The organism is Streptomyces sp. TLI_55, from assembly GCF_900206255.1.
Lineage (GTDB): Bacteria > Actinomycetota > Actinomycetes > Streptomycetales > Streptomycetaceae > Streptomyces > Streptomyces aquilus.
In genome coordinates this window covers 6,146,021-6,169,377 of record NZ_OAOJ01000001.1, presented here as the reverse complement: position 1 = coordinate 6,169,377, position 23,357 = coordinate 6,146,021, and the positions used below count along the sequence as shown (strand labels likewise).

The following is a 23,357-nucleotide window of genomic DNA, read 5'->3' as shown; positions in this document are numbered from 1 at the left end:
GACATGCAGGGCACTGTGACGATGTACAGCACCACGTGGTGCGGTTACTGCCAGCGGCTGAAGAAGCAGCTGGACCGCGAAGGCATCGCGTACACCGAGATCAACATCGAGCAGGACCCGGCGTCCGCCGCTTTCGTGGAGAAGGCGAATGGCGGAAACCAGACGGTCCCGACCGTGCTGTTCGCCGACGGTTCGACGCTCACGAACCCGTCGCTGGCCCAGGTGAAGCAGAAGATCGCCGCCTGAGCGGGCGGATGAGCCGAAGGGGCCGCTCCCCGACTGGGAGCGGCCCCTTTCGCATGCTCAGACGCTGCGCGTCGGCAGCGGCTTGCCGTACCAGAGCTCGATCAGGCGGGCCGCGATCGAGATGCCGTACGGCGGCAGGACCTCGCCCGACTCGAAGGCGGCGCCCAGTTCGTCGCGGGAGAACCAGCGGGCCTCGCTGATCTCGTCGCCGTCGACGTTGATCTCGGTGGAGGTGGCACGGGCCAGGAAGCCCAGCATGAGGCTGGACGGGAACGGCCAGGGCTGGCTGGCGACGTACTCGACCTGGCCGACGGTGATGCCGGCCTCCTCGAAGACCTCCCGGCGCACGGCCTGCTCGATGGACTCGCCGGGTTCGACGAAGCCGGCGAGCGTCGAGAAGCGACCCTCGGGCCAGTGGACCTGGCGGCCGAGCAGGATGCGGTCGTCCTCGTCGGTGACGGCCATGATCACGGCGGGGTCCGTGCGCGGGTAGTGCTCGGCGCCGCAGGCCTGGCAGCGGCGGATGTGCCCGGCGGCGGCGATGACCGTGCGCTCGCCGCAGCGGGAGCAGAAGCGGTGGGTGCGCTGCCAGTTCTCCAGGCCGACCGCGTGCACCATGAGGCCCGCCTCGCGCGGCGACAGCAGCAGGCCCGCCTCCCGCAGGCCCGCCGGGCGGGCGGACTGGTCGATACGGCCGGGCAGGGCGTCCTTCTGGAGGGCGAAGTAGCGGACGCCGTCCTCGTCGATGCCGAGGAAGTAGCGGTGGGCCTCGGTGAGGGGGGCCTCGAAGGCGGGCGTCATGACGAGTTCGGTGCGGCCGTCGGCCGTCTCGTCGATGAGGACCTGACCGCCGGAGACCACGAAGCAGCGCGTCGTGGGGTGGCTCCAGGCCGCCGCGAGCCAGGCCTCGTCGAGCCGGTGGTGGGCGGCCCGGTCGATGCCGCTCGGGGCGGTGAGCGAGATGGGTCGGTCGGCGGTGTGGTCGGTCCAGGTGGTCACGGGTGCTTCCAACTCCCCCGGTGGAACGGATTGTTTCGGCGGGCGGTTCGGCGGGACGGACGAGGTTCAGGGCTCATGGCGCCAGTGCTCCGCCAGGTCGCCCCACAGGTACGCGGTGGTCTCGACGCCCTTGAGGAGGAGGTCCAGCTCGACCTTCTCGTCGGGTGCGTGCCAGCCGTCGGACGGGACGGAGATGCCGAGGAAGAGCACGGGCGTGCCGAGGACCTCCTGGAGGTCGGCGGCCGGCCCCGAGCCTCCCTCGCGGGTGAAGCGGACGGGCTTGTCGAAGGCGCGGCCCATGGCGCGGACGACGGACTGCAGGGCCGGGTGGTCGAGCGGGGTCAGACACGGGCGGGTGCCCCCGCTGAACGTGATCTCGCACCGGATTCCGGCGGGCACCTGCTGGGCCGCCCACGCGCGGACGATCTTCTCGATGTGGTCCGGCTCCTGCCCGGCGACCAGCCGGAAGGACAGCTTCACCAGGGCGGAGGACGGGATGACCGTCTTGCTGCCGGCGCCCTGGTAGCCGCCGCCGATGCCGTTGACTTCGGCGGTGGGGCGGGCCCAGATGCGCTCCAGCGTGGTGTGCCCGCCCTCGCCGTGGGTGGCGTACGACTTGGCGGTGCGCAGCCACTGCTCCTCGTCGAAGGGCAGCTCGGCGAAGAGGGCGCGCTCGCGGTCGGTGAGTTCGACGATGCCGTCGTAGAAGCCGGGGACGGCCACGCGTGCGTGCTCGTCGTGGAGTGCGGCGACCAGGCGGGCGGCGGCGGTCGCCGGGTTGGGCACGGCGCCGCCGAAGGAACCGGAGTGGATGTCCTGGTCGGGGCCGTGCAGCTGGATCTCGCACTCGGCGAGGCCGCGCATGCCGGTGCAGACGGTGGGGGTGTCCTCGGACCACATGCCGGTGTCGGAGACGATCACGGCGTCGGCGGCGAGCCGGTCCGCGCGCTCCTCGACGAGGGCGCGGAAGTGCGGGGAGCCGGACTCCTCCTCGCCCTCGATCAGCAGCTTGAGGTGGACCGCGGGGGCCGTGCGGCCGGTGGCGGCGAGGTGGGCGCGGACACCGAGTGTGTGGAAGAACACCTGGCCCTTGTCGTCGGCGGCCCCGCGCGCGTAGAGGCGGTTGTCACGGACGACGGGCTCGAAGGGTTCGCTGTGCCAGCCGTCGGCCAGGGCGGCCGGCTGCACGTCGTGGTGGCCGTAGACGAGGACCGTGGGCGCTCCGGGGACGTCGGAGGGCCACTCCGCGAAGACGGCGGGGGCGCCCGGGGTCTCCCAGACCTCGGCGGTCGGGAAGCCGGTCTCGGTCAGCTTGGCGGCGAGCCAGTCGGCGCTGCGGCGCACGTCCGGGGCGTGGTCGGGCTGGGCCGACACGGAAGGGATGCGCAGCCACTCGGCGAGGTCGTCGAGGAAGACGGCGCGGTGCTGCTCGATGTACGCACGGACGGCGCTGACGACGCTGTCAACGGGATGGCTCATGGTCACGAGCCTATCGGCCCGCACCGACATCCTCGGTGGGCGGTTCCTCACAGTTTGCTGGCGGGGAGGGCTCGTCCAGCAACAGTCGCTCGAGCGTTCCCCGCGCGGGAAGGTCGTCAAGCCGTACGACCTCGCCGCTGCGGACGTACACGAACGCGGCCGTGACCGACTCCAGGGGCACGTCCTGCTGCTCAGCCCAGGCGAGCCGGTACAGGGCGAGCTGGAGGGGGTCGCCGGTGCGGTCGCGGCCGGTCTTCCAGTCGACGATCTCGTACGTCGTCCGTCCGCCGTCGTCCGTCTTGTAGACGGCGTCGATCCGGCCGCGCACCACGCGTCCGGCGATGGCGAGCTGGAAGGGGGCCTCCACGCGGTGGGGGGTGCGGTGGGCGTACTCGGTGCGTTCGAAGGCGTCCTTGAGGGCTTCCAGGTCGCGTTCGTCGGCGATGTCGGTCTCGTCGCCGCCCGGCAGCTCCTCCGGTCCCAGCAGGGGCAGCGTCAGCTCCTCGAAGCGGGCTTCCACCCAGGCGTGGAACCGGGTGCCCCGGCGCGCGGCCGGTTGCGGGGGGCGCGGCATGGGGCGCGCGAGTTCCTGCGCGAACCCGTCCGGGTCCTCCGCCAGCCGCAGGAGCTGCGAGACGGTGAGCGACGCGGGCAGGGGAACCTCGGTGACGGCCTCCCGCGCGCGCAGGAGCTCGCCGGTGAGGGCGTCGAGGTCGCGGTCCCATGAGGCTAGGGTGCGGGCCTCTTCCAGCGTGAAGGGTTCCTCCGGGGCGAAGGGGCGCTCCCGCTCGGGTTCCGGCTGCGCGGGATGCGGGAGCGCCTGCGGGGCCTCGGCCTGGGGTCCCGGGGCGGTCGCCTGGTGCGGGACCGAGGGGCGGTCCGTGGTCCAGGAGTCCCAGTCGTCCGGGTCGTCCGCCGCCGAGGGGTCCTCTTCGTAGGGGACGTCGTCGTCCTCGGGTGGTGGCGGCCAGTCCGGGTCCTCGTAGTCGTCCGGGTCGGGTGCGTGTCCGTCCGCGCGGGAGGCCAGGCGCTCCAGGTGGGCGAGGACCGTCTCGGCGGCGGCGCGGCGGCGGGCCAGGGACGTGTCGTCCAGGGGCAGCGGCCACACCTGGTCGACGGTGGCCTGGCTCAGGGCCGGGTTCTCCTCGTCCTCGGCGGGTTCGTCGGCCCATGCCTCGATCTCGCCGAACCCGGCCTCGCAGTGGTCTCGCAGCGCCTGGAGGAAGTCCGACGGGCCACGGGGCTTCTTCTGCGCCGGCCCCCACCAGTGGCCGGAGCCGAGGAGGAGGGAGCGGGGGCGGGTGAAGGTGACGTAGCCGAGGCGGAGCTCCTCGGTGTGCTGGTGGTCCTTCATGGCCTCCTGGAAGGCCTTCAGGCCGCGCGAGTCCCAGGCCTCGACGTCGGGCAGGGTGGCGGCGTCGCCGCGCAGGTCGTGCGGCAGCACCTTGCCCTGGGCGGTCCACTTCTCGCGGCCCTGGGTGCTGGGGAAGGTGCCCGTGACCAGGCCGGGGACGGCGACGACGTCCCATTCGAGGCCCTTGGACTTGTGGGCGGTGAGCACCTTGACGGTGTTCTCGCCGCCGGGGAGGGCGTTGTCGAGGCCTTTCTCGTACTGGGCGGCGGTGCGCAGGAATCCTAGGAAGGCCAGCAGGGTGGCCTCGCCGTCGCCGGCGGCGAAGGAGGCGGCCACGTCCAGGAAGTTGGAGAGGGTCTCGCGGCGGCGGGCCGCCAGGGCGTGCGGGGACGCCGACAGCTCGACTTCCAGGCCGGTGACGGCGAGGACGCGGTGCAGGACGTCCATCAGCGGGTCCGCGAGCGAGCGGCGCAGTTCGCGCAGCTCGGTGGCGAGCCGCGCGAACCGCACGCGCGCGTCCGGCGAGAACGGCAGGCCGTCGTCCTCGTGCTCGGTGTCGAACGGCAGCTCCAGGAAGGTGTCCAGAGCGTCCGCGAGCGATATCACCTCGGACGGGTCGACCCCCTCGACGGCCTCCGCGAGCCGCCGGTCCCGGTCGTCGCCCGCGTCCACGCGCGCGTGGGACACGAGCAGGCGGGCGCGGCGCCCCAGGAGGGCGAGGTCGCGCGGGCCGATGCGCCAGCGCGGGCCGGTCAGCAGGCGGACCAGGGAGGCGTTGGCGCCGGGGTCCTGGAGGACTTCGCAGACGGCGACGAGGTCGGCGACCTCCGGTAGGTGCAGCAGGCCCGAGAGGCCCACCACCTCCACCGGCACGTCCCTCGCGACCAACGTGCCCTGGATCTCGGCGAAGTCGGTCGCCGTGCGGCACAGGACGGCGATCTCGCCGGGTGCCTTGCCGGTGTTCACCAGATGGGCGATGGAGTCGGCGATCCAGTCGATCTCCTCGGCGTGGGTGCGCAGCAGGGCGCAGCGCACCAGGCCGTCGCGCTCGGCGCCGGGGGCCGGGCGGAGGGCCTCCACGCCCGCGTGCATGGCGCGCAGGGGCTCGGCGAGGCCGTTGGCGAGGTCGAGGAGGCGGCCGCCGCTGCGGCGGTTCTCGCTGAGCGCCTGGCGGGTGGCGGGGCGGCCGTCGGCGTGGGCGAAGTGCTCGGGGAAGTCGTCGAGGTTGGCGACGGAGGCGCCGCGCCAGCCGTAGATCGCCTGGCAGGGGTCGCCGACGGCGGTCACGGGGTGGCCGGTGCCGCCGCCGAAGAGGCCCGCCAGGAGGATGCGCTGGGCGACCGAGGTGTCCTGGTACTCGTCGAGCAGCACGACCCGGAACTCGTCGCGCAGGACGCGTCCCACTTCGGGGATCTGGGCGAGTTCGGCGGACAGGGCGATCTGGTCGCCGAAGTCGAGCAGGTCGCGCTCGCGTTTCGCGGCCCGGTAGCGGACCACCAGTTCGGCCAGTTCGCGGCGGGCGGCGGCCGCTTCGGGGACCTTGCGCAGGTCGGCGTTGGTGAGCTTGGCGCCCTGGAGGGCGAGCAGCAGCTCGGCGTCGTACGCGCGCAGGGCCTCCGGCCGTACGAGGTGCTCGGCGAGCTCGGCGTCGAGGGTGAGGAGGTCGCCGACGAGGTCCGGGAAGGAGCGGGTCAGCGCCGGGTAGGGGCCGGGGGCTTCGCGCAGCACGCGCGCGGCGAGCTGGTAGCGGGTGGCGTCCGCGAGGAGCCGGGAGGTCGGTTCGAGGCCGATGCGCAGGCCATGGTCGGTCAGGAGGCGGCCGGCGAAGGCGTGGTACGTCGAGATCACCGGCTCGCCCGCGGGGTTGTCCGGGTCGATGACGTCGGGGTCGGTGACGCCCGCCTTGACGAGCGCCTTGCGGACGCGCTCGGCGAGTTCACCGGCGGCCTTGTTGGTGAACGTGAGGCCGAGGACTTGTTCGGGGGCCACCTGGCCGGTGCCCACCAGCCACACCACGCGGGCCGCCATCACCGTCGTCTTGCCCGAGCCGGCACCGGCCACGATCACCTGCGGGGCGGGCGGTGCGATGATGCAGGCCGTCTGCTCCGGGGTGAACGGGATGCCGAGGAGCTCCTTGAGCTGATCGGGATCGGTGATACGGGCGGGCATGTCGGAGAGGCTAGCGGCGGCCACTGACAGTCGAGGACGAATCGCCTCTCGGTTCGGAAGAAGCGCAGGTCAGCACGTGTGGTGCGACTGGTCACAACCGGGACGCGGGCTCACTCCACCACGTGGCGGCCCTCGGGGCGTGCGCTGCACGACGCCCGGAAGGCGCAGTGGGTGCAGTGCTGGCCGGCGGTCGGGGTGAACCGCTCGTCGAGCACCTTCCCGGCCGCCGTGGCGAGCAGGTCGCCGACCCACTCCCCCTGAAGGGGTTCCTGTGCCTGCACCTTGGGCAGGGTCTCGCCGCCGTCCCGCTTGGCGGCACCTTGGCGCAGCTGGACGAGTTCGGCGCCGCCCGGCTCGGGATGCACGCCGTCGAAGGCCTCGTCGACGGCGCCCTCGCGGACGGCGAGCTGATAGACGGCCAGCTGCGGGTGGTGCTCCACCTCGCGCGCGGTCGGGGCCTGTTTGCCGGTCTTGAAGTCGACGACATAGGCGCGGCCCTCGCCGTCCGCCTCGACGCGGTCCATCTGACCGCGGATGCGCACCTCGTAGTCGCCGGCTTCGAGGGTGACGTCGAAGTCGTGCTCGCTGGCGACCGGGGTGCGGCCGGTGCGGTCCATGACGTGCCACATGAGGAAGCGTTCGAGCGCCACGCGCGCGTTCTCCTTCTCCTGGGCCGACTTCCAGGGCGCGTCGAAGGCGAGGGCGTTCCACACGGAGTCGAGGCGCTCCATGAGGACGGCGAGGTCGGCCGGGGTGTGTCCGGAGGCGACCTCGTCGGCGAGGACGTGCACCACGTTGCCGAAGCCCTGGGCGACGGTCGCGGGCGCGTCGGCCTTCACCTCGCGGCCCAGGAACCATTGCAGGGCACAGGTGTTGGCGAGTTGGTCGAGGGCGCTGCCGGAGAGCACGACGGGCTCGTCGCGGTTGCGCAGCGGCACCTTCGACTCGGTCGGCTCGAACATGCCCCACCAGCGGTAGGGATGGGCGGACGGGACGAGCGGGCGGCCGTCCTCGTCGGTGAGGGCGGCGAGCCGGGCCAGGCGACGGGCGGCGGCCTCCCTGAGGGCGTCCGACACGCGCGGGTCGACGGTCGTGGCGCGCAGTTCGGCGACGAGCGCGGCGACCGACAGGGGGCGGCGGGGGCGGCCGGTGACGTCACTGGGTTCGACGCCGAGCTCGGTCAGGAAGCGGGAGGGCTGGTCGCCGTCGTCGGCCGGGGCCTTCACCGCGGTGACGACGAGGCGCTCACGCGCACGTGTGGCGGCGACGTAGAACAGGCGGCGCTCCTCCGCCAGCAGCGCGCCCGGAGTGAGTGGTTCGGCGAGGCCGTCGCGGCCGATGCGGTCGGCCTCCAGGAGGGAGCCGCGACGCCGCAGGTCGGGCCACAGGCCCTCCTGGACGCCCGCGACGACCACCAGGCGCCACTCCAGGCCCTTGGAGCGGTGCGCGGTCATCAGGCGGACGGCGTCGGGACGTACGGCACGCCGCGTGAGGGTGTCGGCGGCGATGTCCTCGGCGTCGATCTCCTCCAGGAAGTTCAGCGCGCCCCGGCCCCCGCTGCGCTCCTCCGCGCGGGCGGCGGTGGCGAACAGCGCGCACACGGCGTCCAGGTCGCGGTCGGCGTTGCGGCCGGCCGCGCCGCCGCGCCGGGCGGCCCGCTCCAGGCGGCTGGGCCAGGGGGTGCCGTTCCACAGGTCCCAGAGCGCCTCCTCGGCGCTGCCGCCGCCCGCGAGACGCTCCCGGGCCTTGCGCAGCAGCGCGCCCAGGCGCTGGGCGCCGCGCGCGTAGGCGGGGTCCTGCACGGCCAGCCGCTCCGGCTCCGCCAGCGCCCGCGCGAGCAGCTCGTCGGAGGGCGGCGGAAGGGGGTTGCCGGCGGCACGCTCCTCGTCACGCAGGGCCCGACCGAGACGGCGCAGGTCGGCGGCGTCCATGCCGGCGAGGGGGGAGGTGAGAAGGGCGAGGGCGGTCTCGGTGTCGAGCCAGCAGGGGGCGGGGGGCGGGGCGTCGGTGTCCGCGGAGGCGGGGGCCAGGGCATCGGTGTCCGGGGCGGCGGGGGCCGGGGCGTCGGTGTCCGCGGGGGTGGGCTCTGAGGCGGACGGTTCGGGGGCGGCCTCTTCGGAAACGGCGCCTTCAGAGGTGGCCTCGCCTTCAGCGGTGGCCTCGCCTACAGCGGTCCCCTCAGGAGCCGACTCCGCATGAGCCGCTGCCGCATGAGCCGCCGCCTCGCCAGGGGCGCCCGCGCTCTCCTCCGCGCCCGTCGCCGAGGCCTCCGCCATGGCCACGGCCCGCAGTGCCGTCAGCAGCGGTGCCACCGCCGGTTCGTGGCGCAGGGGCAGGTCGTCGCCGTCGATGTCCAGGGGCACCCCGGCCGCCGTGAGCGCCCGGCGCACCGTGGGGATCGTGCGCGATCCGGCGCGTACCAGGACGGCCATCTCGCCCCAGGGCACGCCGTCCTCCAGGTGCGCCCTGCGCAGGATGTCGGCGATGTTGTCCAGCTCCGTGCCGGGCGTCGGGTACGTGAAGACCTCGACGCGGCCGCCCTCCCGGACCGGGGCGAGGTCGCGGTGGGCGCGGACCTTCTCCGCGGGCAGCCGCGTCAGCGGCATGCGCTGGGTCAGCAGCCGCGTGGCGGCCAGCAGGTCGGCGCCGGAGCGGCGGGAGGTGCGCAGCACCTCGACGGGCGCCGGGCGGCCGTCCGCGCGCGGGAAGGCATGCGGGAAGTCCAGGATGCCGTTCACGTCGGCGCCCCGGAAGGCGTAGATCGACTGGTCGGGGTCGCCGAGGGCGACCAGGGTGCGGCCGCCGCCGGCGAGGGCGTGCAGGAGCCGCACCTGGGCCGGGTCGGTGTCCTGGTACTCGTCGACGTACACGGCGTCGTACTGCGCGGCGAGCCGCCCGGCGACCTCGGGGCTGTGGGCGAGGAGCACCGCGCGGTGGACGAGTTCGGCGTAGTCGAGGACGCCCTGGAGGTCGAGGACGTCGAGGTACTCGGCGAGGAAGGCCGCGGCGGCCCGCCAGTCGGGGCGGCCGATGCGGCGGGCGAAGGCGTCCAGGGCGCCCGGGCCCAGGCCCAGCTCACGGCTGCGGGCGAGGACCGCGCGGACCTCGTCGGCGAAGCCGCGGGTGGTCAGACAGGCGCGCAGTTCGTCGGGCCAGCGCACGTGCGCGAGGCCGAGGCGCTCCAGGTCGGGCTGGCCCGCCAGGAGTCCGCGTACGGCGACGTCCTGCTCGGGGCCGGACAGCAGCCGCAGCGGCTCCACGAACAGGTCGCTGTCCTGGTGGGCGCGGACCAGCGCGTAGCAGAACGAGTGGAACGTCGTCGCCTGGGGCGCACGGGCGGCTCCTATGCGCAGCGCCATGCGGTCGCGCAGCTCGACGGCCGCCTTGCGGCTGAACGTCAGCACCAGCACGCGCGCGGGATCACCGCCACGGGCGATCCTCGCGGCCACGGACTCGACGAGCGTGGTGGTCTTGCCGGTGCCCGGACCTGCGAGGACGAGCAGCGGACCGCCCTTGTGCTCAACCACGGAGCGCTGTGCGGCGTCCAGAGGAGGGGGATCCACTCGGGCCGGCGGGGTACGCACCAGTCGGTAAGCGCCACGGTTCCCCTGGCGCACCTGGGGGTGCGGCAGGCGCCTGGTGGAGGAAGAGGAGCTCACGTGGTTCGCCGGTCCTGGTGGGTGTGCTGGTTGGCTGTCCGCCATGCGTGCAGGGCGGTGATCGCGGGGTGAGCGGGGCGCGTGCAGCCGACGCTACGCCGACGAACGGATCGGAAGCAGGGCTTCCGCTTCTTCCCTCGGGGCACTCCCGGCACTCGCGACACGTACGTCCCTCGCCCCTCGAACGTACGTCATGCCACGGACGTGCCCCTGTTCCCCCGTACGGATCACAGGCTCCCCTTGGGCCCGTCCGATGGCGGAAGCTGTCAGGTGTGACCCTCCGCGCGTTCGCCGCCGTCCCACCGCGCCCGTTTCATGTCCAGGCGCGGTATGTGGCCCTCGGCGGCCCTGCTCGCCGTCTTCAGGGGCGTGCCCTCGTCGCGGTAGTGGCCGAGGGCCCGCAGCTCGTGGCCGGGCAGCAGCACGCCGTCCGAGCGGACGACACGCCACCACGGCACGGCTCCTCCGTAGAGCGCCATCACACGGCCGACCTGGCGCGGGCCGCCCTCCTCCAGCCACTCCGCGACATCGCCGTACGTCATGACGCGCCCGGGCGGGATCAGTTCGGCGACCTCCAGGACCCGCTCGGCGTACTCCGGCAGCGCGTCCGGCGGGACGTCCTGCGGCAGGCTCTCGTCACTCATCCGCCCCATCCTGCCCCACCCCACCGACAATGTGACGCGCTGACCACCGCGGGTGACCCTCGCCCTGGGGCGGCGCTTCCGGCAGACTGTGCGCCCCGCGTTTGCACCCTGATGCCCCCGTGTGTCGGTGGAGCATGCCACCATCGTGCGGGCGGTGACCGGTGATACGAGATCAAGAAGAGACGATGAAGCAACAGGGTGTGCACCCGGAGGGCGCGGAGAGCACCTCTGACGCTTCGTCGCGTCCGGGCACCAGCGACGCGGACGACGCGTCCGCGACCAGGGACGGTTTCGACGACGAGGTCCACGCCGACGAGGTCGAGGGCGACGAACCCCTCCTCCCCGCGCGCGTGCACCGCCCCTCGGACCTCATGCGGCTGCTGGTGGGCGTGCTCGCGATCGCCGTGCTGCTGGCGATCGCCGCGTTCGCACACGGCACGACCTCGGGCCTCGAACAGGACATCAACAAGGGCACCGGACAGGCGCCCGACCTGCTCATCAAGATCGCCGGGCTGGCCTCCAGCATCGCCATCCTGCTGGTGCCGGTCGCCTTCGCGATCGAACGGCTGATCAAACGCGACGGACTGCGCATCGCCGACGGCGTGCTCGCGGCGGTCCTCGCCCACGGTGTGACACTCGCCACCGACCTCTGGGTCGCCAAGGCCGCCCCCGACTCGATCCAGGAGGCGCTCACCCAGCCCTCCCCCGGCGACATCCACGCCCTCACCGACCCGGTGCACGGCTATCTCGCGCCGGTCATCGCGTACATGACGGCGGTCGGCATGTCGCGCAGGCCGCGCTGGCGCGCGGTGCTCTGGATCGTGCTGATGCTCGACGCCTTCTCGATGCTCGTCACCGGCTACACGACGCCGTTCTCGATCATCCTGACGGTGCTGATCGGCTGGACCGTCGCGTACGGCACGCTCTACGCGGTCGGCTCGCCCAACGTCCGGCCCACCGGGCGCACGCTGATGGCGGGCCTCAGGCACGTCGGCTTCCACCCGGTGAGCGCGGCCCGGGAGGAGGTCGCGGAGACGCCGGAGACCGGTGACCGCGGCCGGCGCTACTTCGTCACGCTGGAGGACGGCCCGCCGCTGGACGTCACGGTGGTCGACCGGGAGCAGCAGGCGCAGGGGTTCTTCTACCGCGCGTGGCGCAATCTGACGCTGCGCGGCTTCGCCACCCGCAGCAGCCTGCCCTCCCTGCGCCAGGCCCTGGAGCAGGAGGCGCTGCTCGCCTACGCGGCGATCGCGGCCGGCGCCAACGCGCCCAAGCTGATCGCCACCTCCGAACTCGGCCCCGACGCCGTGATGCTGGTCTACGAGCACACCGGCGGGCGCACCCTCGACTCGCTGGCGGACGAGGAGATCACCGACGACCTGCTGCGGGACACCTGGCACCAGGTGCGCGCCCTGCAGTCCCGGCGGATCGCGCACCGCAGGCTGGTGGGCGACGCGATTCTGGTGGATCGTTCCGGCACGGTGATCCTCACCGATCTGCGCGTCGGCGAGATCGCCGCCGGGGACCTGCTGCTGCGCATGGACATCTCCCAGCTACTGGTGACGCTCGGCCTGCGCGTGGGCGCCGAACGCGCGGTGTCGGCCGCGGTGAGCGTGCTCGGCCCGGACGCCGTCGCCGACTGTCTGCCGATGCTCCAGCCCATCGCGCTCAGCCGCTCCACGCGCGCGACGCTGCGCGCCCTGGCCCGGGAACGCGCCCAGCGCGAGCGCGACGCGATCCTGGAGGCCTCCCGGCAGGCCAAGCAGGCCAGGCTCGACGAGGCCCACGAGGACGCCGAGCCGGTCCTCGACAAGCCCGACAAGAAGGCCGTACGCGCGGAGGCGCGGGCCGAGAAGCGGGCCATCGACGAGGCCCTGGAGGAGGCCCGTGAGGACGACCTGCTCACGCTGATCCGCCAGCAGGTGCTGCTGATCAGGCCGCAGGCGCCCGTCGAGCCGGCCCGTCTGGAGCGGGTGCGGCCGCGCACGCTCATCAGTGTCATCGCCGGTGCCATCGGCGCGTACTTCCTGCTGACGCAGCTCACCCACATCGAGTTCGGCCCGCTCATCAAGAACGCCGAGTGGGGCTGGGTCGCCGCGGCCGTGCTGTTCTCGGCGGCCAGTTACTTCGCGGCGGCGATGTCGCTGCTGGGGTTCGTGCCGGAGCGGGTGCCGTTCCTGCGGACCGTGGGGGCGCAGGTCGCCGGGTCGTTCGTGAAGATCGTCGCGCCGGCCGCGGTGGGCGGTGTCGCCCTCAACACGCGCTTCCTGCAACGCCAGGGGGTGCGGCCCGGGCTCGCGGTGGCCAGCGTCGGCGCCTCGCAGCTCTTCGGGCTCGGCTGCCACATCCTGATGCTGCTGTCCTTCGGCTATCTGACCGGCACCGAGAAGACGCCGTCGCTGTCGCCGTCCCGGACGGTCATCGCGGGTCTGCTGACGGTGGCAGTGCTCGTCCTGGTCGTCACCTCGGTGCCCTTCCTGCGGAAGTTCGTCGTCACGCGCGTGCGCTCGCTCTTCGCGGGCGTCGTGCCGCGCATGCTCGACGTGCTGCAGCGGCCGCAGAAGCTCTTCACCGGCATCGGCGGCATGCTCCTGCTGACCGCCTGCTTCGTGATGTGTCTCGACGCCTCGATCCGGGCCTTCGGCACCGAGGGCTCCTCGATCAGCATCGCCAGCGTCGCCGTCGTCTTCCTCGCCGGCAACGCGCTCGGTTCCGCGGCTCCGACGCCGGGCGGCGTGGGCGCGGTGGAGGCGACCCTGACGGTCGGTCTGATCGCCGTGGGCCTGCCCAGCGAGGTGGCCGCACCCGCCGTACTCCTCTACCGGTTGCTGACGCTGTGGCTGCCGGTGCTGCCGGGCTGGCTGGCCTTCAACCACCTCTCCCGCAAGGGAGCGCTGTAGGCACGCGCGCGTGTCCCGTACAAGGGGCACGCGCGCGTACCTCGTACGGCCCGTGCCCCGAGCGAGCCGCCCTGCCCGACCGCAGGATGGGACCATGCCGAACCCTCCCCGTCTGCGGGCCGCTGCCCTGACCGCCTCCGCCGTCCTGCTGTCCGCCGTGCTGGCGGGCTGCGGCGACGACTCCAAGGATCAGGATCCGACGGCCCAGAAGCTGAGCTGGAAGGACTGCCCGGCCCCGTCCACGGCGGAAGGCGGCGGTGATGCCCCGTCACCCCTGCCCAACGGCACCGCATGGCAGTGCGCCACCCTCAAGGCGCCCCGTGACTGGGCCGACCCCAAGGGCGACACGATCGATCTGGCGCTGATCCGGGCCAAGGCGAGCGGCGACGAGAGCAGGCGGATCGGCTCCCTGATCTTCAACTTCGGTGGCCCCGGCGGCTCCGGCGTGACCACGCTGCCCGCCTTCGGTGAGGACTACGCGAAACTGCGCACCCGCTACGACCTGGTGAGCTTCGACCCGCGCGGGGTGGGCCGCAGCGCCCCCGTGGAGTGCCTCGACGACCTCCAGCTCGACGCGTACTTCCAGCAGGACGCCACCCCCGACGACGCGGCCGAGCGCACCAAGCTCCTGGACAACACCAAGGAGTTCAACGCGGCCTGCGAGGACAACTCCAAGAAGGTGCTGCCGCATGTGCGCACCACGGACGCGGCCCGCGACATGGACCTGATGCGCCAGGTCCTGGGCGACGACAAGCTGCACTACTTCGGCATCTCGTACGGCACCGAACTCGGCGGCGTGTACGCCCACTTGTTCCCCCAGCGGGTGGGCCGGGCCGTCTTCGACGCCGTCGTCGACCCGACCGAGGACTCCGAGCAGGGCTCGCTCGGGCAGGCGAAGGGCTTCCAGCTCGCGCTCGACAACTTCGCCGAGGACTGTGTGTCGAAGACCGAGGACTGCCCGATCGGTGACACCGCCCAGGACGTCAAGAACCGGATCGCCAAACTGCTGAAGGACCTCGACCGCACGCCGATCCCCGGCGTCGGCCTGCGCAAGCTGACCCAGACCGCGGCGACCAGCGGCATCGCGCAGTCGCTGTACTCGCAGGACTTCTGGGAGTACCTCACCGAGGGCCTGGACCAGGCGTACGACGGTGACGGCAGGGTCCTGATGCTGCTGGCCGACTCCATGAACGGCCGCAACGAGGACGGTACGTACAGCAACCTCACCGCGGCGAACATCGCCATCAACTGCGCCGACGACAAGGCCCGGTACACGGACGACTACGTCGAGCAGAAGCTCCCCGAGTTCCGGTCCGCCTCCCCGATCTTCGGCGACTATCTGGCCTGGGGCATGGTCAGCTGCACCGACTGGGCCGTGCCGGGCGCCGCCGCCCACCCCGACGTGAGCGCGGCCGGTTCGGCGCCGATCCTCGTCGTCGGCAACACCGGCGACCCGGCCACGCCGTACGCGGGAGCGCAGCGGATGGTGGAGGCGCTGGGCAAGGGCGTCGGCGTCGAGCTGACGTACAAGGGCCAGGGGCACGGCGCGTACGACAGCAAGAACAAGTGCGTGCAGGGCGCGGTGAACGGCTATCTGCTGGACGGGAAGGTGCCGGCGGCGGGGACCGTGTGCTCCTGAAGCTCGTGCGCCCCGCTCTCTGGTGTCGCACCTCTCAGACGCCGAGAAAAGTGCAGGTCAGAACGTTATCCACAGGCCTCGGCGGGCGTCGCGTGATCCGCCTACCATGGCATGACCGCCATCCGCGGCACGGTGCGGACGGCCTGCATGGGGGGACCGCGATGACGCGTTTCGTACGGTGGACGGCTCTGGCCGCCGCCGCGGCACTGCTGGTGGGGGGCTGTAGCGGGGGCTCGTCCGACGACGGGAAGGGCGACGGGGGGACCGGCGCGGCCACACCGTCGTCGAGCCCCTCCGACACCGCGGCTGCCGCAGCGCTGCCCTCCTCGCTGACCTCGCAGAAGCTCGACTGGGCAGGCTGCAAGGGCACCTCCGACTCCCCCGCGCCGAGCAGCGAATGGCGGTGCGCGACGCTCAAGGTGCCGTTGGACTGGGCGAAGCCGCAGGGGAAGACGATCGGCCTCGCGCTCATCCGCGCCAAGGCCCGCGGCGGCGACCGGATCGGCTCGCTGCTGTTCAACTTCGGCGGCCCCGGCGGCTCCGGCGTGTCGATGATGCCGCTGTACGGCGCGACGGTGTCCGCGCTGCGCGAGCGGTACGACCTGGTGAGCTGGGACCCGCGCGGGGTCGGCGGCAGCGAGGGCGTGCGCTGCCGCAGCGACAGGGACATCGAGTCCGCCGAGTCGATCGACGCCACCCCCGACACCGCGGCCGAGGAGACGGTCTACTTCCAGGACGCCACCGCCTTCGGCAAGGGCTGCCGGCGGGCGGCCGGCGAGCTGATGGCGCACGTGTCCACCACGGACACGGCTCGCGACATGGACCTGATGCGCCAGGTGCTGGGCGACCGGAAGATGCACTACTTCGGCATCTCGTACGGCACCGAACTCGGCGGCGTCTACGCCCATCTGTTCCCGAAGAACGTGGGGCGGCTGATCCTCGACGCGGTCGTCGACCCCAGCGCCGACACGATCGGCCACGCCGAGAACCAGACCCGGGGCTTCCAGCGCGCGCTGGACGACTACCTCAAGTCGACCGGCCAGGACCCCGCGCAGGGCACGCGGAAGATCGCCGCGCTGCTGAAGGACCTGGACGCGAACCCCCTGCCGACGGGGACCTCGCGCAAGCTGACCCAGACGCTCGCGGTCACCGGCATCGTGCTGCCGCTGTACAGCAAGGCCAGCTGGCCGACCCTGACCAGCGCGTTGGAGGCGGCGGAGAACGGCGACGGCTCGGAGCTGCTGACGCTCGCCGACGACTACAACGAGCGGGACGCCTCGGGCCGCTACGGCACGACCACCCATTCCCAGCGGGTCATATCGTGCTTGGACGACAAGCAGCGGCCGACCGCCGCGGAGACGAAGAAGCTGCTGCCGAGGTTCGAGAAGCTCTCGCCGGTCTTCGGGGCGTTCCTGGGCTGGGACACGGCCGGCTGGTGCCACGACTGGCCGGTGGCCGGGCAGTGGGACACCCCCGAGGTGAGCGCGCCCGGCGCGGCGCCGGTCCTCGTGGTCGGCAACACCGGCGACCCGGCGACGCCCTACGAGGGCGCCCGCAGGATGGCGGACGAGCTGGGCAAGGGCGTCGGAGTGGAGCTCACCTGGAAGGGCGAAGGGCACGGGGCGTACGGCAGCGGGAGCGACTGCGTCGACTCGACCGTGAACGCGTATCTGCTCAAGGGCACGGTGCCGAAGGACGGCAAGGTCTGCTCATGACGACGGCGGGGGCCGCGCGCACCCGTGGTGCGAGCGGCCCCCGCCGTACGGCAGACCTTCGGTCAGTAGACCGGCTTGTCCGGCTCGATCTGGTTGACCCAGCCGATCACGCCGCCGCCGACGTGCACGGCGTCCGCGAAGCCCGCGGACTTCAGCACGGCGAGGACTTCCGCACTGCGGACACCCGTCTTGCAGTGCAGGACGATCTTCTTGTCCTGCGGGAGGCCCTCCAGGGCGGTGCCCATGAGGAACTCGTTCTTCGGGATCAGCTTGGCGCCGGGGATCGAGACGATCTCGTACTCGTTGATCTCGCGGACGTCGATGATCTCGATGTTCTCGCCGTCGTCGATCCACTCCTTGAGCTGCTTGGGAGTGATCGTCGAGCCGGCGGCCGCCTCCTGGGCCTCCTCGGAGACGACGCCGCAGAAGGCCTCGTAGTCGATGAGCTCGGTGACGGTCGGGTTCTCGCCGCAGACCGCGCAGTTCGGGTCCTTGCGGACCTTGACCTGGCGGTACTGCATCTCCAGGGCGTCGTAGATCATGAGGCGGCCGACGAGGGGCTCGCCGGTGCCGGTGAGGACCTTGATGGCCTCGGTGACCTGGATGGAGCCGATGGACGCGCACAGCACGCCCAGCACGCCGCCCTCGGCGCAGGAGGGGACCATGCCCGGCGGCGGGGGCTCCGGGTAGAGGCAGCGGTAGCAGGGGCCGTGCTCGGACCAGAAGACCGAGGCCTGGCCGTCGAAGCGGTAGATCGAGCCCCAGACGTACGGCTTGTTCAGCAGCACGCAGGCGTCGTTGACCAGGTAGCGGGTCGCGAAGTTGTCCGTGCCGTCGACGATCAGGTCGTACTGGCTGAAGATGTCCATCACGTTCTCGGCCTCGAGCCGCTCTTCGTGAAGGATCACGTTCACGTACGGGTTGATGCCGAGGACGGAGTCGCGCGCGGACTCGGCCTTGGAGCGGCCGATGTCGGCCTGGCTGTGGATGATCTGCCGCTGCAGGTTGGACTCGTCGACCTCGTCGAACTCCACGATGCCGAGCGTGCCGACGCCCGCCGCGGCCAGGTACATCAGCGCCGGCGAGCCCAGGCCGCCGGCGCCCACACAGAGCACCTTGGCGTTCTTCAGCCGCTTCTGCCCGTCCATCCCGACGTCGGGGATGATCAGGTGGCGGGAGTACCTGCGGACCTCGTCTACGGTGAGCTCGGCAGCGGGCTCGACCAGGGGTGGCAGCGACACGGGGACTCCGTTGGTCGGTCAATCATTACGGTTGTTCTCCCCGTAACACTGCCATGGCCTTTTTCATTCCGAGACACCCGTCCCGATCCGCGAGACGATGTCGTCCCAGTAGCCGGGCATGGTCTCCCAGGGGTCGGTGCGGCCGCCGCGATCCGTGCGGTCGGTGAAGTAGATCGTGGCGGCGCCCTGCCAGCGGGCGATGCGCAGGGCCTCGTCGAGATGCGGTCCCGGCAGGCCGTGGACGAAGTGGCAGAAGCGGTCGGGCGGATAGTCGGCGGTCCACTCCGCGACCTGCGACCAGCGGTAGTCGCTCCAGGGGCCGGAGAAGGTGACGAGTTGGTCCGCGCTCTCGGCATAGCCCGGGTAGGGGTGGGTGCCGTGACCGAGGACGACATGGGCGTCGTCGCGGAGCGCGCGGAGCGTGGTGACCGTGCGGCGGACCTCCGGGAGCGCGGTGCGTTCGGTCGGGCAGCGGTCCAGGAGGAAGCCGTCGGCCTTGTACCAGTCGAGGTAGCGCTGCGCGTCGGAGACCATCTCGCCGAACGACCGGGCTCCGTACGTGGCGTCGATGTGACCGAGTACGCGGATGCCCGCGTTGCGCAGCCGTCCGGCCGCCTCCAGACAGTGCGGGTCGGGGCGGCTGCCCGGGCCGTCGGCGACGTTGAGGACGACCCAGTGCAGGGGCGCGGTGCGGGGGCGGGTGAGTTCGGCCCACTCGGCCGGGGCGACGAGGGGGTGGGCGAAGCCCGGAATGCCGAAGCCGGTGTGCAGACCGGCGCCCTGTTTCCTGGTGTTGGTGCTGGTCAGATGCGGCATGCCGCCTCCATCCAGATGTCCGCGAGGGATTCTTCGAGGTTGATACGGGGGCGCCAGCCGAGGCGGTCGCGGGCGGTGCGCACGTCGGCCTGCTGCCAGCTGCCGCAGCCGTCGGGGTACGGGTAGGCGACCGGGGCCGCGTGATCCGGTTCCGAGCGGGGATGGCCGATCGTGGCCCGCAGGGGCGGACCGGGCGGGCCGTCGAGTTCGTGGAGGGCACCGCCGTAGCCGGCCACGCGCGCGAGGATCGCGGCGGCGTCGCGGAGGCGGACGGCGCGGCCGGAGCCGATGTTGATGACGCCCTGCGCGGCGGACAGGCTCGCGGCGTGCACGGCGCGGGCGACATCCCGGACGTCGATGAAGTCGCGCTGGGCGCCGAGGCCGCCGAGCTTCAGCTCGCCGTCGCCGGACTGCATGGCGCGGCGCATGGCCTCGGCGAGGCGGCCGAGGGGGGAGCCGGCGGGGGTGCCGGGGCCCGCCGGGGAGAAGACGCGGAGGACCACCGCGTCCAGGCCGGAGCCGAGGACGAGTTCCGTGGCGGCGAGTTTGCTGACGCCGTAGGGGCCGCCGGGGCGGGGGACGGCGTCCTCGGCGGTGGAGCTGCCGGGCTGGCTGGGGCCGTACTCCGCGCCGCAGCCGATCTGGACGAGCCGCGCGCCGCAGCCGCTGCGACGCAGTGCCTCGCAGACGGTGGCCACGGCGACCGTGTTGTGGCGGGTGAGTTCGCGGGCGCCGCCCCTTGTGGCGCCGGCGCAGTTGACGACGACGCCGGGGTGGACCGCGTCGAGGAAGCGGGTGAGGGCGCCGGGGCTGCCGGACGCCAGGTCGAAGCGGACGTCCGCGTCGTCGCCGCGGCCGAGTGCGGTGAGCTGGACGGCCGGGTCGGCGAGGAGGCGGTCGGCCACGAAGCGGCCGAGGTAGCCGTTGGCTCCGATCAGCAGGACCCTCATCGTGCTGCTCCCGGGGCCTCGTGGTCGGGTCGGGAGGTGATCATCTGGTGCTCTCCTTCAGCGAGGGGGCCTCCGGGCTCCGGTGGGGGCGGGGGTGCCTGCGGGGGCTTGGGTGGATGGGTGGGGGTGGGGGTGGGGGGTGCGTTCTGGGGTGGGGGGCCTCGCGGGGTCGCGTTGTGCGGTGCGGGGCCGCCTCGCGGGGTCGCGTTGTGCGGTGCGGGGCCGCCTCGCGGGGTCGCGTTGTGCGGTGCGGGTTGGGTGTGGGGCGGGGCCGCGCCGGGGGGTGTCCGTCCTCGGAACGGCGCGGAATCGGTCGCCTGTCAAGGGCGGCCGTGTTGACGCGCCAACCGCTGCGGGCGGACACCCCCCGATACGTCCCCTTCCCGCCGTGCCCGGGTACCGCGCCGCGGGGGTACGCGTTCGATCACCGCTCTGTGTGCGCGGCCGGCTCAGCACTGGACGTCCGTGGTGGCGTGGGCCGAGGCTCGTGTGAGTCTGCGGGTGGCGTGGAGGAGGAGGGTTGCCGCTCCGATGCCGCAGGCGAGCGCCGGGACGGTGCCTGGGCCCCAGGTGTCCACCAGGGTGGTCACCGGGGTGCCCAGGAAAGCGCAGCCGGGGAGGCGGGACGCGAACGTCGTGGCCAGGGCTGTTGCTTGGGTCGTCGCGGTGGCCGTGAGCACCAGGGCGGGGGCGTGGATGAAGCCGTGGGTCGTGAGGAGGCGGGAGAGGTAGAGGAGGGCGCCGAGGGTCATCGTCTGGGCGTACGGGGCCGGTTCGTCCAGGGCCGTCGCGGTCAGGGCCAGGAGGGCCGCCAGGGTGGACAGGTAGAGGGCGAACGCGCCCAGGAGGAGCGGGTGCACGGCTGCGGCGAAGTCCTCCAGGCCTCGGCTCGCCGTCAGTTTGCGGCGGGCCCGGGTGGTGAGGAGGTGGGCGGTCCAGGCCGCGGGTGCCAGGGACAGGGCGAGGGCCAGGACGGGGGCGCTCGCCGTGGGCCACGTGGCGTCCGTGGTGCCGGTCGGGAGGGTGTCGGGGCCGCCGGTGATGGCTACTCCGAGCAGCCCGTCGCCCAGGAGGGCGTAGGTGATCAGCCAGCAGGTGAGGGTGCGGGTTCGGGGATGGGTGGGGTGGGTGGTGCTCAAGGGGCCTCTGGTCAGGGCCGCACGTAAGGCCAGGGCCACGGCGAGGGTGCCGACGGCCGCTGCGAGGAGGCGAGGTCGGCCGTTGGTGAGGTGGATGCCGGTGAGTGTCGCCGCGCAGAGCGCGCCCGGCAGGAGCGTGAGCAGCGCCCAGTCGGCGCGAGTGCGGGGCGGCTCCGGGGGTGCGGTCGGCGCCGGGGTATCGCCGTCCCGGGAGGCGCGTGCGTACATCTCCTCGGCGAGGGAGAAGACGTCCCGGTGGCGGAAGCGGGTCGCGGTGCGGTCGGTGACGCCGTGGGCCTCCAGGCCCGCCGCGATCTCCAAAGGGTCGACCGCTCGTTCGCACAGTTCGCGGTGACGATGCATCAGGGCCTTGACCGGGTCCGCGGCCGTTCGGCGTGGGGTGGGGGCCGTCTGCGGACCGCGGGACGGTGTGGTCGGGGGTGGGGTGGCGGGCGCGGTGCGGTGGGTGGCCTCAGGCGCCGACCGGTCGGTCCGCCGCGCTTCGCCGTCGCCCTCGCCCTCGCCCTCGCCCCCGCCCTCGCCCTCGCCCCCGCCCTCGCCCCCGCCCTCAGCCGTACGGTCCCCGTCCGTCAGCCACTCTTCCGACCGGGCGTCCCACGCCCCCGGGCTGACCGGCGTGCCCGGCTGGTCCGGTTCGCCAGGGCGGCGCCGTTCGTCCAGCTCGCTCATCGCGCCACCTCCGGCGTGTTCGCGCGGACCGGCGGGCCCGCCGCCCAGCCGGGGCCGCCGCGGGCCACCACGCGGGCGCCGGGGCCGGTCCAGCGGCCGGGCATGTGGGCCTCGGCGGGGACGGCGAACGGGCGGGGTTCTCCCGTGGTGTTGTCGAGGGCGTCCCGGCGGACCGGGTGGCGCGAGAGGATCTCCAAGTAAATGCCGTGAAATGCCGTGATGTTCTGTTCGACGGTGAACAGCTCAAGGGCGCGGGCGCGGGCGGCGGCGCCCAGGCGCGCGCGGCGCTCGGGGTCGCGCAGCAGCGCCACGCACGCCTCCGCGAGCGCCCGTGGATTGCGCGGCGGTACGACGAGTCCGGTGCCGCCGATCACCTCGACCACCGCGCCGACGTCCGTGGACACCGTCGCGCGGCCGCAGAACATGGACTCGACCAGGCTGATCGGAAAGCCCTCGACCACGCTCGACAGCACGGTCACCGCGCCGGACGCGTACGCCTCGGCCGGGCTCGGGATGTCCGGGCCGCCGATCTCCTCGAAGGACACCGGGTTGTCGCCGACGGAGTGCAGCCCGTCCGCCTCGTCGGGGAAGAGCTGCACGGCGAGCGCCTTGCAGTGGCCGAGGTAGGCCGCGCCCTCGTTGCCCGCGGGGACGCCGATGATGCGTAGCCGCGTCTTCGGCTCGTCCTTGCGGATCTCCGCGAAGGCGTGGAGGAGGGAGATCAGGTCCTTCGTCGGTTCCACGCGGCCGACCCAGACGAGGGTGTCCGGGTTCGCGCACTCCGGGGACTCGCCGATCTCCGCGAAGCGGGTGGCGTCCATGCCGGGGTAGACCGTACGGATCTTGTCGCGGTCGGCGCCGCAGCGTTCCTGCCAGCGGCGGGCGTGCGCGTTGCCGGGGGTGATGGCGGCGGCCCGGGCGTAGACCTCCGCGGCGAGCCTGCCGTGGAAGGCGGCGAGCAGGGCGCGTACGGAAGGGGAGGCATCGGTGGCGGACAGGTGGTGGGTGCGCAGTTGGACGCCGTACTCCGTCACCAGGAGCGGTACGCCGGAGAAGTGGCGGGCGAGCAGGCCGGGGAGCGCCGCCGGGCCGCCGGCGGTGGCGTGGCAGAGGTCGACCGAGCCGAGGCCGTCGTCCTCGTACCAGTCGAGGGTCAGGGGGCGCAGGGCGCGCTCCAGATGTGCGGTGACGGCGAGCAGATCGGGGACGCGCGCCGCGCGGGCCGCGCGAGGGGCGCCCGGCGTACGACAGGCGCGTTCCAGGGCGCGTACGGCGGTCTCGGAGCGGAGCGCCCGGCTCAGGCCGCCCTCGTCGCGGGCGAGGTCGGCGAGGCCGTACAGCGCGCTGCCGAAACGGTCCGCCTCAGCGGTGGACGCCTCCTCGGAGGGGCCCGCGCACAAGGCGGCCGCCAACTCGCCGTAGTGCTCGGCGAACCGTCGGCGCGCGCGGCGCCCGAGCACCGTCCCGTCGTCCTCCGCGGTCCACAGCGGTGCCGTGCGGACGCGGCTGACCTGCGGCGGCAGGGTGACCCAGCCCTCGTCCTCCTGCCGCCGGCTGCGGCTGAGCGCGTAGATGTCGAACTCGTGTTGATCGAGCCCGCGCACGAGCCGGTCGCACCACAGCCTGGCGTCACCGCTCACATACGGATAGCCACCCTCCGTAAGCAGTCCGATGCGCACGAGTGCACCCCCGATCTCCCGTATGGGGAGCCGCCGTT

Annotated in this window: 14 protein-coding genes; 4 read left to right on the top strand and 10 right to left on the bottom strand. The window is 73.0% G+C overall.

What is annotated here, in order from left to right:
* Nucleotides 1-3: 3 nt before the first annotated feature.
* Nucleotides 4-246 (top strand): mycoredoxin, encoded by a 243-nt coding sequence (locus CRP56_RS28575; protein ID WP_059192461.1) that lies wholly within the window; start codon nucleotides 4-6, stop codon nucleotides 244-246.
* A gap of 57 nt (nucleotides 247-303) precedes the next feature.
* Here the strand turns inward: CRP56_RS28575 and nudC are convergent, their stop codons facing one another.
* The 5 genes from nudC to CRP56_RS28550 form a co-directional block, all read right to left on the bottom strand.
* Complete coding sequence (gene nudC / locus CRP56_RS28570) at nucleotides 304-1,245, bottom strand: NAD(+) diphosphatase (protein WP_097268761.1); 942 nt, start codon at nucleotides 1,243-1,245, stop codon at nucleotides 304-306.
* Nucleotides 1,246-1,311: 66 nt separating this feature from the next.
* Nucleotides 1,312-2,724, bottom strand: coding sequence for a dipeptidase (locus CRP56_RS28565; RefSeq protein WP_097274557.1), 1,413 nt, complete (start codon nucleotides 2,722-2,724; stop codon nucleotides 1,312-1,314).
* A 10-nt stretch (nucleotides 2,725-2,734) separates the two neighbouring features.
* Nucleotides 2,735-6,247, bottom strand: coding sequence for an ATP-dependent helicase (locus CRP56_RS28560; RefSeq protein ID WP_097268759.1), 3,513 nt, complete (start codon nucleotides 6,245-6,247; stop codon nucleotides 2,735-2,737).
* 110 nt (nucleotides 6,248-6,357) lie between these two features.
* The gene (locus tag CRP56_RS28555) at nucleotides 6,358-9,906 is read right to left on the bottom strand and encodes an ATP-dependent helicase (RefSeq protein ID WP_097268757.1); all 3,549 of its coding nucleotides are present in this window, start codon (nucleotides 9,904-9,906) and stop codon (nucleotides 6,358-6,360) included.
* 266 nt (nucleotides 9,907-10,172) lie between these two features.
* Nucleotides 10,173-10,550 carry an MGMT family protein gene (locus CRP56_RS28550; protein ID WP_097268755.1) on the bottom strand — a complete coding sequence of 126 codons (378 nt, stop codon included), beginning with the start codon at nucleotides 10,548-10,550 and terminating at the stop codon, nucleotides 10,173-10,175.
* Between the two features lie 185 nt (nucleotides 10,551-10,735).
* Between CRP56_RS28550 and CRP56_RS28545 the strand changes: the two genes are divergently transcribed.
* From CRP56_RS28545 to CRP56_RS28535, 3 genes are all read left to right on the top strand, one after another.
* On the top strand, nucleotides 10,736-13,450 hold the full coding sequence (locus CRP56_RS28545) for a lysylphosphatidylglycerol synthase domain-containing protein (RefSeq protein ID WP_097268753.1): 2,715 nt from the start codon (nucleotides 10,736-10,738) through the stop codon (nucleotides 13,448-13,450).
* A gap of 94 nt (nucleotides 13,451-13,544) precedes the next feature.
* The gene (locus tag CRP56_RS28540; protein ID WP_097268751.1) at nucleotides 13,545-15,089 is read left to right on the top strand and encodes an alpha/beta hydrolase; all 1,545 of its coding nucleotides are present in this window, start codon (nucleotides 13,545-13,547) and stop codon (nucleotides 15,087-15,089) included.
* Between the two features lie 161 nt (nucleotides 15,090-15,250).
* Complete coding sequence (locus CRP56_RS28535; protein ID WP_097268749.1) at nucleotides 15,251-16,804, top strand: alpha/beta hydrolase; 1,554 nt, start codon at nucleotides 15,251-15,253, stop codon at nucleotides 16,802-16,804.
* A 62-nt stretch (nucleotides 16,805-16,866) separates the two neighbouring features.
* On the opposite strand, the gene moeZ is transcribed toward CRP56_RS28535, so the two are convergent.
* From moeZ to CRP56_RS28505, 5 genes are all read right to left on the bottom strand, one after another.
* Complete coding sequence (gene moeZ / locus CRP56_RS28530; protein WP_097268747.1) at nucleotides 16,867-18,045, bottom strand: adenylyltransferase/sulfurtransferase MoeZ; 1,179 nt, start codon at nucleotides 18,043-18,045, stop codon at nucleotides 16,867-16,869.
* Nucleotides 18,046-18,108: 63 nt separating this feature from the next.
* Nucleotides 18,109-18,861 carry a spherulation-specific family 4 protein gene (locus CRP56_RS28525; protein ID WP_097268745.1) on the bottom strand — a complete coding sequence of 251 codons (753 nt, stop codon included), beginning with the start codon at nucleotides 18,859-18,861 and terminating at the stop codon, nucleotides 18,109-18,111.
* Entirely contained in the window at nucleotides 18,849-19,811 is a 963-nt protein-coding gene (locus CRP56_RS28520; RefSeq protein ID WP_097268743.1) for an NAD-dependent epimerase/dehydratase family protein, read from the bottom strand. The genes CRP56_RS28525 and CRP56_RS28520 overlap by 13 nt, the downstream gene beginning before the upstream one ends.
* A gap of 449 nt (nucleotides 19,812-20,260) precedes the next feature.
* Complete coding sequence (locus CRP56_RS28510; protein ID WP_097268741.1) at nucleotides 20,261-21,640, bottom strand: hypothetical protein; 1,380 nt, start codon at nucleotides 21,638-21,640, stop codon at nucleotides 20,261-20,263.
* A complete protein-coding gene (locus CRP56_RS28505; RefSeq protein WP_097268739.1) occupies nucleotides 21,637-23,319 on the bottom strand; it encodes a DUF3492 domain-containing protein in 1,683 nt (560 codons plus the stop codon). The genes CRP56_RS28510 and CRP56_RS28505 overlap by 4 nt, the downstream gene beginning before the upstream one ends.
* Nucleotides 23,320-23,357 lie beyond the last annotated feature (38 nt).

Coding starts and splice junctions, on each gene's coding strand:
- CRP56_RS28575 (WP_059192461.1), top strand. CDS start 4: ATGCAGGGCACTGTGACGATGTACAGCACCACGTGGTGCGGTTACTGC.
- CRP56_RS28565 (WP_097274557.1), bottom strand. CDS start 2,724: ATGAGCCATCCCGTTGACAGCGTCGTCAGCGCCGTCCGTGCGTACATC.
- CRP56_RS28560 (WP_097268759.1), bottom strand. CDS start 6,247: ATGCCCGCCCGTATCACCGATCCCGATCAGCTCAAGGAGCTCCTCGGC.
- CRP56_RS28550 (WP_097268755.1), bottom strand. CDS start 10,550: ATGAGTGACGAGAGCCTGCCGCAGGACGTCCCGCCGGACGCGCTGCCG.
- CRP56_RS28545 (WP_097268753.1), top strand. CDS start 10,736: ATGAAGCAACAGGGTGTGCACCCGGAGGGCGCGGAGAGCACCTCTGAC.
- CRP56_RS28540 (WP_097268751.1), top strand. CDS start 13,545: ATGCCGAACCCTCCCCGTCTGCGGGCCGCTGCCCTGACCGCCTCCGCC.
- CRP56_RS28535 (WP_097268749.1), top strand. CDS start 15,251: ATGACGCGTTTCGTACGGTGGACGGCTCTGGCCGCCGCCGCGGCACTG.
- CRP56_RS28525 (WP_097268745.1), bottom strand. CDS start 18,861: ATGCCGCATCTGACCAGCACCAACACCAGGAAACAGGGCGCCGGTCTG.
- CRP56_RS28520 (WP_097268743.1), bottom strand. CDS start 19,811: ATGAGGGTCCTGCTGATCGGAGCCAACGGCTACCTCGGCCGCTTCGTG.
- CRP56_RS28510 (WP_097268741.1), bottom strand. CDS start 21,640: ATGAGCGAGCTGGACGAACGGCGCCGCCCTGGCGAACCGGACCAGCCG.